General features: G+C 56.3%; 15 protein-coding genes. 12 read left to right on the forward strand and 3 right to left on the reverse strand.

The genetic code is table 11. The annotated features are described in order from the left end of the window. Window positions 1-30: 30 nt before the first annotated feature. Window positions 31-1,083 (forward strand): glycosyltransferase family 4 protein, encoded by a 1,053-nt coding sequence (locus FED52_RS03850; protein WP_034778651.1) that lies wholly within the window; start codon window positions 31-33, stop codon window positions 1,081-1,083. A 52-nt stretch (window positions 1,084-1,135) separates the two neighbouring features. On the opposite strand, the gene FED52_RS03855 is transcribed toward FED52_RS03850, so the two are convergent. Together FED52_RS03855 and FED52_RS03860 are read right to left on the reverse strand one after the other, a co-directional pair. Beyond that, the gene (locus tag FED52_RS03855) at window positions 1,136-2,158 is read right to left on the reverse strand and encodes an LCP family protein (protein ID WP_138859027.1); all 1,023 of its coding nucleotides are present in this window, start codon (window positions 2,156-2,158) and stop codon (window positions 1,136-1,138) included. Window positions 2,159-2,199: 41 nt separating this feature from the next. Beyond that, the gene (locus FED52_RS03860) at window positions 2,200-2,841 is read right to left on the reverse strand and encodes a YigZ family protein (RefSeq protein ID WP_138859028.1); all 642 of its coding nucleotides are present in this window, start codon (window positions 2,839-2,841) and stop codon (window positions 2,200-2,202) included. A gap of 174 nt (window positions 2,842-3,015) precedes the next feature. On the opposite strand from FED52_RS03860, the gene FED52_RS03865 reads away from it, so the two are divergent. The 6 genes from FED52_RS03865 to treC all read left to right on the forward strand — a co-directional run bounded on the left by FED52_RS03865 (window position 3,016) and on the right by treC (window position 9,932). Next, window positions 3,016-4,140, forward strand: a complete 1,125-nt coding sequence (locus FED52_RS03865; RefSeq protein ID WP_205729356.1) for a sensor histidine kinase — start codon at window positions 3,016-3,018, stop codon at window positions 4,138-4,140. Window positions 4,141-4,165: 25 nt separating this feature from the next. Next, on the forward strand, window positions 4,166-4,858 hold the full coding sequence (locus tag FED52_RS03870; RefSeq protein ID WP_034778646.1) for a response regulator transcription factor: 693 nt from the start codon (window positions 4,166-4,168) through the stop codon (window positions 4,856-4,858). Between the two features lie 94 nt (window positions 4,859-4,952). Continuing rightward, a complete protein-coding gene (locus FED52_RS03875; RefSeq protein ID WP_138859030.1) occupies window positions 4,953-5,801 on the forward strand; it encodes a DegV family protein in 849 nt (282 codons plus the stop codon). Between the two features lie 91 nt (window positions 5,802-5,892). Next, window positions 5,893-6,558, forward strand: a complete 666-nt coding sequence (treR, locus tag FED52_RS03880) for a trehalose operon repressor (RefSeq protein WP_240731333.1) — start codon at window positions 5,893-5,895, stop codon at window positions 6,556-6,558. A gap of 204 nt (window positions 6,559-6,762) precedes the next feature. Beyond that, window positions 6,763-8,211: a PTS system trehalose-specific EIIBC component gene (gene treP, locus FED52_RS03885; RefSeq protein WP_138859032.1), complete on the forward strand. Its 1,449-nt coding sequence runs from the start codon at window positions 6,763-6,765 to the stop codon at window positions 8,209-8,211. Between the two features lie 83 nt (window positions 8,212-8,294). After that, a complete protein-coding gene (treC, locus tag FED52_RS03890; RefSeq protein WP_138859033.1) occupies window positions 8,295-9,932 on the forward strand; it encodes an alpha,alpha-phosphotrehalase in 1,638 nt (545 codons plus the stop codon). A gap of 62 nt (window positions 9,933-9,994) precedes the next feature. On the opposite strand, the gene FED52_RS03895 is transcribed toward treC, so the two are convergent. Continuing rightward, complete coding sequence (locus tag FED52_RS03895; RefSeq protein ID WP_138859034.1) at window positions 9,995-10,348, reverse strand: hypothetical protein; 354 nt, start codon at window positions 10,346-10,348, stop codon at window positions 9,995-9,997. A 182-nt stretch (window positions 10,349-10,530) separates the two neighbouring features. Between FED52_RS03895 and FED52_RS03900 the strand changes: the two genes are divergently transcribed. The 5 genes from FED52_RS03900 (at window position 10,531) to flgN (ending at window position 13,501) form a co-directional block, all read left to right on the forward strand. Then, window positions 10,531-11,688 (forward strand): helicase-related protein, encoded by a 1,158-nt coding sequence (locus FED52_RS03900; RefSeq protein ID WP_167491767.1) that lies wholly within the window; start codon window positions 10,531-10,533, stop codon window positions 11,686-11,688. Then, window positions 11,685-12,353: a ComFC family protein gene (locus FED52_RS03905; protein WP_138859036.1), complete on the forward strand. Its 669-nt coding sequence runs from the start codon at window positions 11,685-11,687 to the stop codon at window positions 12,351-12,353. The genes FED52_RS03900 and FED52_RS03905 overlap by 4 nt, the downstream gene beginning before the upstream one ends. A gap of 58 nt (window positions 12,354-12,411) precedes the next feature. Continuing rightward, the gene (locus FED52_RS03910; RefSeq protein WP_138859037.1) at window positions 12,412-12,756 is read left to right on the forward strand and encodes a flagellar protein; all 345 of its coding nucleotides are present in this window, start codon (window positions 12,412-12,414) and stop codon (window positions 12,754-12,756) included. A 24-nt stretch (window positions 12,757-12,780) separates the two neighbouring features. Beyond that, on the forward strand, window positions 12,781-13,032 hold the full coding sequence (locus FED52_RS03915; RefSeq protein ID WP_034778628.1) for a flagellar biosynthesis anti-sigma factor FlgM: 252 nt from the start codon (window positions 12,781-12,783) through the stop codon (window positions 13,030-13,032). A 112-nt stretch (window positions 13,033-13,144) separates the two neighbouring features. Then, the gene (gene flgN / locus FED52_RS03920) at window positions 13,145-13,501 is read left to right on the forward strand and encodes a flagellar export chaperone FlgN (RefSeq protein WP_034778627.1); all 357 of its coding nucleotides are present in this window, start codon (window positions 13,145-13,147) and stop codon (window positions 13,499-13,501) included. The last annotated feature ends 2 nt before the right edge of the window (window positions 13,502-13,503 follow it).

Consider the following 13,503-nt stretch of genomic DNA (forward strand, 5'->3'; position numbering starts at 1 on the left):
TATTTTTTTATGAGAGAGGAACGTTGGCCCATGCTATGGATTGCCATGTTGGTCAGTTTTGTGATGGCCATCTTGATCACGCCGCTCGTTCGCCGGTTTGCTTTTCTGATCGGAGCGGTCGATCACCCGAACGCCCGAAAAGTACATTTACGGACGATGCCACGGATCGGCGGCCTCGCCATCTTCATCGCTTTTTTCATCGGCTACGCCTTGTTGCTGCCGACGAGTCGATATAACGATGCCATCTTGATCGGGGCGGTCGTCATCATCTTGACCGGCTTCATCGATGACCGGTTCCAGTTGACGGCCCGCGTCAAGCTGATGGGGCAGATGATCGCGACGGTCATCGTCTTGAACGCCGGTATGCGCATCGAATTGATTAACCTCCCGTTCGACCAGCAACTCTATCTCGGTTCATGGAGCATCCCGGTGACGGTGCTCTGGCTGATCGGGATCACGAACGCGATCAACTTGATTGATGGGCTCGACGGGCTCGCTGCGGGCGTCTCAAGCATCGCCCTCGGGACGATTTCCCTGCTCGCCATCATCCAAGGCAACGTCTATTTGACGATGATGGCCTTGTTGCTCCTGGCGAGCACGCTCGGTTTTCTCGTCCATAACTTCTATCCGGCGAAGATCTTCATGGGAGACACCGGGGCGCTCTTCCTCGGTTATATGCTCGCCGTGTTCTCGCTCATCGGGTTCAAGAACGTAACGCTGTTCTCGCTCGTCGTGCCGGTGCTCTTGCTCGGACTGCCGATCTCGGACACGATCTTCGCGATCGTCCGCCGGCTCGTGCAAGGCCGTCCGCCGATGTCGCCTGATAAGTCGCACATGCATCACCAGTTGATCGACATGGGCTTCACGACACGGCAGGCCGTTCTGCTCATGTACGGGATGACATTCTTCTTCGGTATCGCCTCGATTCTGTTCGCCAAGACGACGATGCTCGGGGCGGTCATCACGTTCGTCATCGTGCTCATCGTCATCGAGCTGATCGTCGAATCGACCGAGTTGATCCATCCGAACTATAAGCCGATCATCCAGACATCACGACGCCTGCTCGGCCGGCCGAAGGCCTGATTTGACCATATGAAAACGACCGGGGACACGCGTCCCCGGTCGTTTTTTGGTATCAGTACGTCGTCGTCTCGCTGAAACCGTCTTCCGTTTCATTCAAGCCGTCGCCGGTTCCGTTGTCACTGTCTTCCTCCGTCACCGGCAGGCCGAGCTCGCTCTTCAAGAGCGTGCGTTTCTCGCTCAAATCGGCCGGGTCGAGTTCGTAGTAATACACACCGCCGAGCGTCAAGTCACCGCCTGCGAGCGTCTCTTGGTTGAACGAGCGGAGCGACTTCGTATACGGCTGCAGCTGTGACGCCTCGGACAAGGACATATTCGTTCGGATGTTATCGCCGACCGCATTCATGATCCGGTTGAGCTTCGTGAACGAATTGATCGTCGTCGCCTCGTTGATGATGGCCTCGAGCACCTGCTGTTGACGTTTCGCCCGTCCGACGTCACCCTCGGGGTCGTCCTTGCGCATGCGCGCGTAGGCGAGTGCTTCTTTTCCATCTAACATTTGGACGCCGGGTTCGAGCTCGACGTTACCGGTCGCCCGGCCCGAGATCGGGACGAGCACATCGACCTCGACGCCGCCGACCGCATCGACGAGATCCTCGATGCCGTCAAAGTTGATCGTCGCGTAGTAGTCGATTGGGATGTCGAACAGCTTCTCGACCGTCGCGATCGTCGTGTCGATGCCGCCGTAGGCGTAGGCGTGGTTGATCTTGTCTTTGAACTCGCCGTCCGTCGTCATGATGTCTACGTATGAGTCGCGCGGGATGCTGACGAGCGTCACTTGGCGCGATTCCTTGTTGAACGTCGCCACCATGAGCGAGTCGGTCCGTCCTTCCTCGAGCGAGGCGCCGCCATCGACGCCGGCGAGTAGGACGGAGAAGTGATCTTTCGTCAGGTCGACCGCCTCTTCCCGACGGTCCGACTTGTCACCTCGTGTCAGCTCGCTGTTCGTGTTCTCCGCCGTCTCGTTCGCCTTAAAGACGAAGTAGCCGAAGGCCGACCCGCCAATCAACAGGACGAGGCCGAGCACGAGCAGGACGATCTTCCACACGGGGCGTTTCTTGCGGGAGTCTTGTTCCATGTCGTCTCCTCATTTCATTCGTTTCCTTTAGTATACGTGACCTACCGCACAAAATCACGTTCGATGATGCGTTGGTCCTGGGTCTCGAGTCCCCCTTGTCCGTTCGTCAAATCGACGAGCCATGCCATCGCGGCCTCGGTCTCTTCGACCGGCACCGAGATGTGGAACGTGACGGTGTCCGCGTAGACGATGTCGTCGAGGAGGTACGACGATTGCCGCAGTTCGTTCTCGACCTTGCCGATCCAACCGTAATCGACCGTGAGCGTCAAGCGTTGCATCGGGATGCGCTCGACGATGCCGACTGCGTCGAGCCCTTCGCTCACCGTGCCGCCGTATGCGCGAATCAGTCCGCCACCGCCGAGCTTGATGCCGCCGAAGTAGCGGGTGACGACGACGACCGTGTCTTTCAACTCGCGTTTTCGGAGCACCTCGAGCATTGGCAGCCCGGCCGTCCCGCTCGGCTCGCCGTCATCGTTCGCTTTTTGGAACTCGTTCCGCGCGCCGATGATATAGGCCGAACAGTTATGGTTGGCGCTCCAATGCGCTTTTTTGATGGCTTGGATGAACGCCTGCGCCTCTGCTTCAGACGTGACCCGTTTGAAGTGGGCGATAAATTTTGACTTTTGAATGACGACCTCGTATTCTCCGTCTTGTTTTATAGTATAATTTTGTTCAGTAGACATTTCTGAAAATTCTCCTTTCTATTTTTGAATATTTTTTTTAAAATTCAAGTAGGCGTCAACGCCTGGTGCGGCGAATGGGAAGGAGAGCCTCCATTTTTTACTGTAAACGAACGTTCCGCAGTCGATAATAGGAATAGATGAAGACTTACTACCGAATTATTAGGGGATGGCATCGTGAATCATATTACCGATCGTACAGCTTTAGAACATATCATAACAAATATGATTGATACGGTGACGGAAAGTAAAGAGGAGATCGTCCGGATTACCGAGAGTTCGGCCAACGAGTATTCGTTGATTCAAAACGAACTGAAAGAGTTGACGCAAAAGATCGAGTTTTATATCGAGGAGTCGGAACGGCTCGACCTGCTCGTGAAAGCGACGAAGAACAAACTCGTCCAAGTGAGCAAGAAGTTTCATATACATAGCGAGCAAGAGATTCGAGAGGCGTATGAACGCGCCAACCAAATGCAGCTCGAGCGCTTTCTCATCCAAAAAGAAGAGATGGCCGGCCAACAGCGTCGCAACGACCTCGAACGCCGCCTGCTCGTCCTCGAGGACACGATCGAACGGGCCGACAAACTAGTCAGCCGCGTCTCCGTCGTGCTGAACTTCCTTCGGGACGATCTGCAGCAAGAGTATTCGGACATGATGAAGAAGCAGGAGATGGCGATCAGCGTCTTCGAGGCGGCCGAACGGGAACGGCGCCACCTCGCCCGTGAGATGCACGACGGACCGGCGCAATCGCTTGCTCATATTTTGATTCGAGCCGATTTGATTGAGAAGACGTTCGACAAGCGCGGGAAAGACGAGGCGTTCGCCGAACTGCACGAGCTGAAACGCCTCATCCGCGGCGCGCTCGTCGACGTCCGGCGGCTCATCTACGACCTTCGTCCGATGTCACTTGACGACCTCGGCTTCTTGCCGACGCTCGAACGATACCTCCACCAGACCGAGGAATATACGACCATCAAGACACGGCTCAACTACCGGGGGTCTCGGGCCAGATTGCCTGAGAAACTGGAGATCAACGTGTTCCGGCTCGTCCAAGAGGCCGTCCAAAACGCGATCAAACACTCGAAGACAGCGGAGATCATCGTCAACGTCGAGCAAGCGCACGACGCGATACATATTCATGTACGGGACCATGGGGTCGGATTCGTGCCGAGCACGATTGGCGAGGAGTCGTTCGGGATCGTTGGAATGCGGGAACGGATCGAGCTTGTGAACGGAAGCATGACCATTGATTCGGAAGTCGGCAAAGGGACGGTCGTCCGCATGTCGATTCCAATCACGTAAGACAAGAACAAGGGGGAGTATCCAGATGGAACAATTACAAACACGCATCGCGATCGTGGATGACCATGAGCTGTTTCGAGAAGGCTTGAAACGGATCTTTGATTTAGAGGACGAATTCACGGTCGTCGCCGAAGGACGGACCGGCACCGAGGCGATTCGCATCGCCGCCGACCACAAACCAGAGATCTTGATTCTCGATATCAACATGCCTGAGCTGAACGGAATCGAGGCGACGAAACAGTTGTCGGTGCTGTCACCAGAGACGCGTGTCCTCATCCTGTCGATTCACGACGACGAGTCATACATCACGCACGCGCTCGAAGCGGGAGCATCTGGGTTCTTACTCAAAGAAGTCGCATCGACCGAGCTCATCTCGGCGGTCCGTTCGGTCGCGAAAGACGGGGCGTACCTGCACCCGAAAGTGACGACGAACGTCTTGAAGGAATACCGTCGCTTGCTCCAATTCAAAGGGGAGCAGGCCGGCCGTAACGTCGAGAACCGCACGGACGATCCGGTCTACCAATTGTTGTCGCGTCGTGAAGTCGAAGTGTTGCACTTGCTCGCCGAGGGCCGCTCGAACCGCGACATCAGCGACATGTTGTTCATCAGCGAGAAGACGGTCAAGAACCACGTCTCGTCGGTGCTTCGCAAGATGGAAGTGAACGACCGGACGCAAGCCGTCGTCGATGCCATCCGCCGCGGATGGGTTGAGATTTGACCTCTACCGATGCAATACATCGTTTTTATGCTACAATATGGAATGGAATCCACATTCAATTGGAAAATGAAACGATGTAAAGTGAGGATATAGCATGGGAAACATAGCCATTTTGACCGACAGTACCGCCTATTTGCCGGCCGAATTTTGTGAGCGCCACGACGTCCACGTCGCACCGCTCAGCGTGATTTTTGACGGGGGGTCGTTCCGCGAAGCCGTCGATATCACGACCGAGGCTTTTTATGACCGGATCGAGGCAGGGAACTTGCCGACGACGTCCCAGCCGAGCATCGGGGAAACGATTGAATTGATTGAACGTTTGCCGGACGAGGTAACGGATGTGATCGCGATCACCCTCTCGAGCGGGATCAGCGGCACGTACCAGTCGATGATCGCCTTGAACGGTATGGTCGACGTCAACGTCCACGCGTTCGATTCGGAGATCTCATGTATGCCTCAAGCGTTCCTCGTCGAAGAAGCGATCCATCTGCGCGACGCAGGTGCGTCGGCACAGGAGATCATGGCTCACCTTGAAAAGATGCGCGAGTTGATTCGTGCGTACTTTGTCGTCGATGACCTTGACCACCTCCAACGAGGCGGACGACTCAGCGCGGCACAGGCGCTCGTCGGATCGTTCCTTCAAATCAAGCCGGTGTTGCATTTCCAAGACCGGTTGATCGTCCCGTTCGAAAAGATTCGGACGTACAAGAAGGCGGTCCGCCGCATCGAAGAGATGATGGAACAATCGATCGAGGGCGACGGTGCAGGCTACTGTATCGGCATCATCCACGCCAATTGCCCGGACCGTCAGGCCGAGGAGATCGCATCGATGAAACAGAAGTTTCCACAGGCCCATGTCACGGGCGGTCATTTCGGACCGGTCATCGGGACACACCTTGGACCTGGTGCGATCGGCATCACGTGGTATCGCCGCGAGTGGTAAACAAAAGACGGCCATCCGGTCGTCTTTTTCGATAGAGAGGAGTGAGCCTGTGGCCAAATATCGTCAAATCTATGAGCGCCTCGCCGAGCGGATGAAGACCGGGGAATATGCGGCGGAGTCGAAGCTGCCATCCGAGACCGAGCTCATGCATGAGTATGAGGCGAGCCGAGGCACGGTCCGGAAAGCGCTCGACCTGCTCCAAGAGCACGGGTACGTCCGGAAGCATCACGGGAAAGGCGTCTTCGTGCTCCGGCGCGACCAAATCGAGTTCCAATTCAACGGCATCGTCAGCTTCTCGGAAGTGTACGCTTCCTTGCTCGGCCGCTCGATCCAGACGTCGATCGCTTCGTTTGAGGACATCGAGGCGCCGACTTGGCTCGCCGACCGGATGAACCTTGAGCCGGGGACGCGGATGTACCGGATCGAACGGGTCCGGAACTTCGACGGGGAGGACGTCATCCTAGACGTGAACTATTTCGTCAAAGACCTCGTTCCGGGACTGACGGAAGAGATCGCTGCCCGTTCGATCTATGAGTACGTCGAGCATGAGCTCGGGCTCCAGATCAGTTACGCCAAGCGGAAGATCGCGGCCGAGGATGTGACCGAGCTCGACCGGATGCGGCTCGACCTCCACGATTACGAGTACGTCATCGTCATCACGAACGACACGTTCCTCTATGAGGGCAGACAGTTCGAGTATACCGAGTCCCGCCACCGGCTCGACAAGTTTCAGTTCAGTGACGTGGCGCGCCGCTAGTGCCCCTTCTTTCGAAGGGGTCTTTTTTTTTCGTTTTGAATCGAGGGGAGAGGGAACAAAAATAGTGAACGCCTGTCACATAGTTGTCACGTATAACTTATATAGATAAGTTGTTGACAGAACTCGTCTATATAAGTTAAACTTTGTTTGTACTCATAAGTAACCGTTTTCAACAAACGCTTTCAAACAAAGGAGGCCTACAATATGAAGGCAGATTATCGTCAAATCGCCGCGGATATCCTTGAAGCCATCGGGGGCAAGGATAACGTCGACAAAGCGGCACACTGTGTCACGCGGCTCCGTCTTTCGTTGAAAGACCAGTCGCTCGTCAATGAAGCGAAAGTGAAAGAAGCCGATCTCGTCAAAGGCGCATTCGAAAACTCGGGTGTGTATCAGGTCGTCATCGGGGCCGGGGACGTCGAACGTGTCTATGCCGAGTTCATCAAACTCGCTGGGCTTGAAGCGGCGACGGTCGCCGAGGTCAAATCGTCGGGCGGTAAGAAGATGAACCCGCTCCAGAAGCTCGTCAAAGTGTTCTCGGACGTGTTCATGCCGATTATCCCGGCCATCATCGTTGCCGGTCTATTGATGGGGATTAACAACTTGCTCGCCTCAGAAGGACTGTTCGTCGAAGGTGCGACGCTGATTGAGGAATATCCGAACCTACAAGGGTTATGGGATCTCGTCAACATGATGGCGAACACGGCGTTCGTCTTCCTCCCGGCACTCGTCGGTTGGTCGGCGACGAAACGGTTCGGCGGCAGCGAAGTGCTCGGGATCGTCATGGGTCTCTTGCTCGTCCACCCGGATCTCTTGAATGCATGGGGTTACGGACAAGCAGCGCTGGAAGGCGACGTTCCGACGTTCAATATCCTCGGCTTGTTCGAGATCGAGAAAGTTGGCTACCAAGGTCAGATTCTTCCGATTTTGGCCGCGGCCTTCATTTTGAGCCATATTGAGATTTTCTTGAAAAAACATGTACCGAATGCGATTCAATTGCTCGTCGTGCCAATCACGACAATCGTCATCACTGGTTTCCTTGCGCTTTCGATTGTCGGACCGCTCACACGTGGCCTCGGTAACTTGATTGCAACGGGAATCGTCAACGTGTTTGAAGCGGTACCGGTCGTCGGGGCACTCCTGTTCGGTCTGCTCTACGCACCACTCGTCGTTACCGGGATGCACCACTTGTTCCTCGCCATCGACCTGCAGCTCATCGCGGAGACGAACGGGACGTTCCTCTGGCCGATGCTCGCTTTGTCGAACATCGCCCAAGGTGCAGCCGCACTTGCGATGTTCCTCGTGTTCAAACACGACGCCAAACAAAAGAGTATGGCTTCGACGTCATCGATCTCGGCATTCTTCGGGATTACCGAGCCGGCCATGTTCGGGGTGAACTTGCCGAACAAGTTCCCATTCTACTCGGCGATGATCGGGTCGGCCGTCGCGGCGGTGTTCATCACATTGAACGACGTCCAAGCGTTCGCTGTCGGGGTCGGGGGTCTTCCTGGATTCCTGTCAATCTTCACCGATAAGATTCTTATCTTCATCGTCGGGATGGTCATCGCCCTCGTCATACCGTTCGTGTTGACGATCGCTCTGTCGAAACGTTACATGAAAAAAGGCGAAATCGAGAAAAACAAAGTCGCATAAGAAGATGACTGACAAGGGGAGGGACGGAGGTTCTTCCCCTTTTCCTGTACAAATGAAAACTCTTACAAAAGGAGACTACACCTATGACACCATCAAACTGGCGCAAATCTGTCGTCTATCAAATTTATCCGAAAAGCTTCTATAGCCCGGAAGGCAATGCCACCGGCTCGATCAAAGGCGTGACGGCCAAGCTCGACTATTTGGCCGAGCTCGGCATCGAATACATCTGGATGACGCCGGTGTACAAGTCACCACAAAACGATAACGGCTATGACGTCAGCGACTATTACGCGATCGACCCGTCGTACGGGACGATGGACGATCTTGACGAGCTCGTCCGCGAGGCCGAGGCGCGCGGCATCGGGCTCATGATGGACATCGTCGTCAACCACTCGTCGACCGAGCATGAGTGGTTCCAGAAGTCGCTCGCCGGCGACGAGCGCTACCGCGACTATTACATCTGGCGCGACGAGCCGACGAACTGGGAGTCGAAGTTCGGCGGCAACGCCTGGAAGTACGATGAGAAGAGCGGCCAATATTATCTCCACTTGTTCGACGTGACCCAGGCCGACCTCAACTGGGAGAACGAGCAGATGCGCGAGGACGTATATGAAATGATGCGCTTTTGGCGTGACAAAGGCATCAAAGGGTTCCGCCTCGACGTCATCAACTTGATCTCGAAGCAGCAGGACTTCCCGGAAGACGACTCGGACGGCCGCAAGTTCTATACGGACGGGCCGCGCATCCATGAATATTTGAAAGAGATGAACCGCGAGGTGTTCGACGGCCACGACGTCATCACGGTCGGCGAGATGTCATCGACGACGCTCGACCACTGCGTCCGCTACTCGAGCCCGGACGAGCGCGAGCTCAGCATGACGTTCAGCTTCCATCACTTGAAAGTCGACTATCCGAACGGCGAGAAGTTCGTCGCCGCCCCGTTCGACTTCATCCAACTGAAAGACATCATGTCGACGTGGCAGGAAGGGATGCACGGCAAGGGCTGGAACGCCATCTTCTGGTGCAACCATGACCAGCCGCGCGTCGTCAGCCGGTTCGGCAACGACACCGACCATCGCGTCGAGAGCGCGAAGATGCTCGCGACCGTGCTCCATGGCCTCCAAGGGACACCGTACATCTATCAAGGCGAGGAGATCGGCATGACGAACCCAGGCTTCGACTCGCTCGACGAGTATCGTGACATCGAGACGCTCAACGCCTATAACTTGAAACGCGAACAGGGCGTGTCGCACGAGGACATGATGGCCGCCATCAAACAGAAGTCGCGCGACAACTCGCGGACGCCGATGCAGTGGGACGCGACGCCGCACGCCGGCTTCACGAGCGGGACGCCGTGGATCAACGTGGCGCCGAACTATACCGATGTCAACGTCGAGACGGCGCTCGACGACCCGAACTCGGTGTTCTACCACTACAAGAACTTGATCTCGCTCCGCAAAGAGTTCGACGTGTTGACGGACGGGGACTATACGCTCCTCACACCGGACGCGCTCGATGTCTGGGCGTACACGCGGAAGACGGAAGACGAGGAAGTGCTCGTCGTCGCCAACTTCTACGGCCCTGAGACGACGTATGAGATCCCGGCAGGTTTCTCGCAGGCCGAGGTCGTCAGCCACAACTATGACGTGCCGCAGCTCGACGGGACGACGTTGTCGCTCCGGGCGTATGAGGCGATCATGTTCTACAAACGGAACGCATAACGCATAACGAGAAAAACTCGCCAGACGAAAAATCGTCTGACGAGTTTTTTGATTATACGTCGTTAGTCGAAGGCGTCGCGTCTGTCCAATGACCGTGAGACGTTCGCGACATCCCCGATATTGTCGTCCACGACGTCTCCGGCTCGAGTGACGCGCACCCACAACTCAGCTTCGGCATGGGACGGGGACGCGAACAAGACGTAATACTTCGCATCGTACAGGGATAAGTACGTCACGTCGGTCATGACGAGTTCCATCTCGGGATACGTCGTGTCGACATACGTTTCGGCTGCTCGGACGGCTCGTTGTTCGGCCGCCTCACTGCCGTTCAGCACATACCACACCCACCAACCGAGACAGAACACGGCCATCATTCCGAGTACGGTCAAGACGTTATGAAGCGGTCGTTTGTGCATCGGACACCTGCTTTCCAATTATTGGTCTACTCCTACTATAAAAGAGATGTTGCACCGTTCGCCTCGGTCGTAAGTCGCAAATGGCTCAGGTTCCGTACGGGAATGGTGACGCTACATGCTGACAACGCCTCATGTCCGTCGGCTTCTCACATGATATCCTCATTCAAAAAGGACTGATTGTATTGGGACAACTCATCATCCGCGACACCGGCACGCCCGCCATCCGCTTCGGCATCTGTCAACGCTGTCTGAGCGCGGACACCCGCTCGTTCACGTGCCACCACGGTGCGTGTCGCTATTGTCGGAATTGCCTCCATCTCGGCCGTGTCTGTCAGTGCGACCGTCTCGGGGAAGAAGACATCACGACACCGGTCGAACCGACAGAACTCGTCATGCCGTTCGAACTGTCGGGAGACCAGCAGCACGTCAGCCGGCAGTTGCTCACCTGGTGGAAAACTCAAACGAGCGGGCTTGTCCATGCCGTTTGTGGTGCCGGCAAGACGGAGATGACGTTCCCCGTCATCGCACGCGTCGTCAATGACGGGAAGCGTGTCCTCGTCGTCTCGCCGCGCCGTGACGTCGCCATCGAATGGGTCGACCGGCTCGAGGCCGCCTTCTCCGTCCCAATCACCCGGCGTTACGGGGGCGGGGACAAGGACACGATTGGGATGATCACTGTCGCGACGGCGCCGCTGCTCGTGAACTTACGACATGTGTTCGATTACGTCCTCGTCGATGAGTCTGATGCCTTCCCGTTCGCCTTCGATTTGGCACTTTGGTGGACGCTCCGCCGAGCCGGGAAAGGCCTATTCTTGTTCGTGACGGCGACGCCGACCGTATGGCAGCGCCAGTTCCCGACCGTGCATCTATCGCGCCGCTATCACGGCCACGACTTGCCGGTGCCGCGACTCGTCCGTGAGACGGGGCAGGCCATCCTCGACTTCTGTCGGCAATACGAGGGGTCCCCACGTTTGCTGTTCATCCCGACGAAGCCGGACCTTGCCCGATACAGGGAGCTGCTTGAGACAAACGGCTTCCCCTGCAAAGCCGTCTCGGCCGATACGGACGAGCGGACGGATACACTCGAATGGCTCGAGGCGACGAACGGGATCGTGCTCGCGACGTCGATTTGGGAGCGGGGCATGACCGTGACCGGGGTCAACGTCGCCGTCCTCGACAGCAGCCACGCCTTGTTCTCGTCCCGCGCCCTCGTCCAGATGGCAGGGCGGGCCGGTCGGAAACCGACCGCGCCGACCGGGGATGTCGTCTTCTTCTACCACGAGCGCACGTTCCGGCAAGACCGGGCCATCCGCGAAATCGAGGAGGCGAACCGGAGATGAACTGTCTCGTCTGCCGAAAACCGTTCGCTATTCCGTGGAGCCCGGCGACGCTCTTAAAACGGGACTGGGTCTGCCCGGACTGCGAGGGGAGATTGACCCCGATCATCTCGGGCTGCCCGCGCTGCGGCCATCCGACCGAGGACGGGGCGACATGCGACGATTGCGTCCGGTGGCTTGCCCTCGGTCTCGATTTGACCGTGCGCTCGCTCTACCTATATGACGAGGCGGGTGTGAACTGGCTCCACCGCTACAAGTTCGGCGGTGACGTCGTCCTGGCCAATCAGATGCGCCCGGTACTAAGGCAGCTGCGAGAACCGGATGTCGTCTACGTGCCGATCCCGCTCAGCGAGGAGCGGTTACGGACGCGGCGTTTCAATCAGGCCGAGGTGCTCGCCCGATTGATCGGACCGACGGAACGGACGCTCGTGAAAGCCGAGGTTTCAAGTCAGCGCGAACTTGGGAAAGAAGAAAGGCGGCACCGTGCGAACCCGTTCACTGTACAGCGGTTACCGCGCTGTGGCAAAATTGTCCTCGTCGATGACGTCTATACGACCGGGACGACGTTGCATCAAGCGGCGCTCACCCTGCGCCGGGCCGGGGTGGAACAAGTTTCTGCCGTTTGCCTGTTCCGGACGCTAAACAAATTAAAAATGCGTCCGATATAAAGGGCAGAGGTGAATGACTGTGGAAGCAACAACTTGTCAAACATGCGGACGGCTGTTCATGAAACAAAGCCGCTCGCCTTACTGCCCATCCTGCGCGGAAGTCGATTTCCAAAACTTCTTGAAAGTCCGGGACTTCATCCGCGAACCCGCCAACAAACAGACGACGATCGGGGCCCTTGTCGAAGCGACAGGAGTCTCCGAACTTGATATCACGCGATATATCCATGAAGGACGCTTGATCATCAAGGACAACCCGTCTCTGAACATCGCCTGCGTGCGCTGCGGCAATCCGACGAACCAAGGAAAGGTATGCGCGGGTTGTCAGACCGACATGCAGCAAGAACTGAAAGGGCTACAAGCCACCGTCACGAAACAAAGCGTTCGCGCTTATCGTTTGGACTAACAACTGAGAAGAGGGGGGACACGTATGCGCATCGATTCTGCAAAGTGGGTACACTTACCGAACACTTATGAGAAGAAAACGCAACCTGAGACGAAGCCCGAGCTGACACGCCAAACGGACCAACTATCGATATCGGCCGAAGCCCGCGCCCGGTTTGAAGAACCGGTGAAACATCCGGAGCGCCTGGAGAAGATTAACGCCTTGAAGGCGGAAATCAACGCTGGGACGTATTCACGGGACGCGCGCGAGATCGCCAAACGCTTTCTACAAGGATGAATGAAAGCGAGGTCCGAGGGAGACCTTCGCATAAATATGATGGCACGGAAGCTGACTAAACAAGGGACACCCTTTCTTTAGTCGGCTCTTTTTTTGGACAAAGGAGAGACTTATGCTCACATTACATACACGTTTGCTCGAAATCGCTTATGAAAAAGAACGACTGCTCGTCAACGGAGATATGCCCGCTTTTAGCGCGCTCGTCAAGGAAGAGGCGACGCTCGTCCGACAAATCAAACAAAAAGAGGCGGAACGACTTCAAGGAACGTACGTTTTGGACGATGAAGAGAAAGAAGCGTTACGACCGGTCGTCCTCGAGCTGAAACGACAAAATGAATTAAACGCCGTCTTGCTCGAACAGTCGCTCCGGTATATCGAATGGCATTTGGACATGCTCCTGCCAGAGGCAGATGATTTCACGTACGGTCAACAGGCGCTCGAGACGCGCTCGTTCAGCCGAGATGTATAAGG

Origin of the sequence: Exiguobacterium mexicanum, assembly GCF_005960665.1 — a bacterium.
GTDB classification, from domain to species: domain Bacteria; phylum Bacillota; class Bacilli; order Exiguobacteriales; family Exiguobacteriaceae; genus Exiguobacterium; species Exiguobacterium mexicanum_A.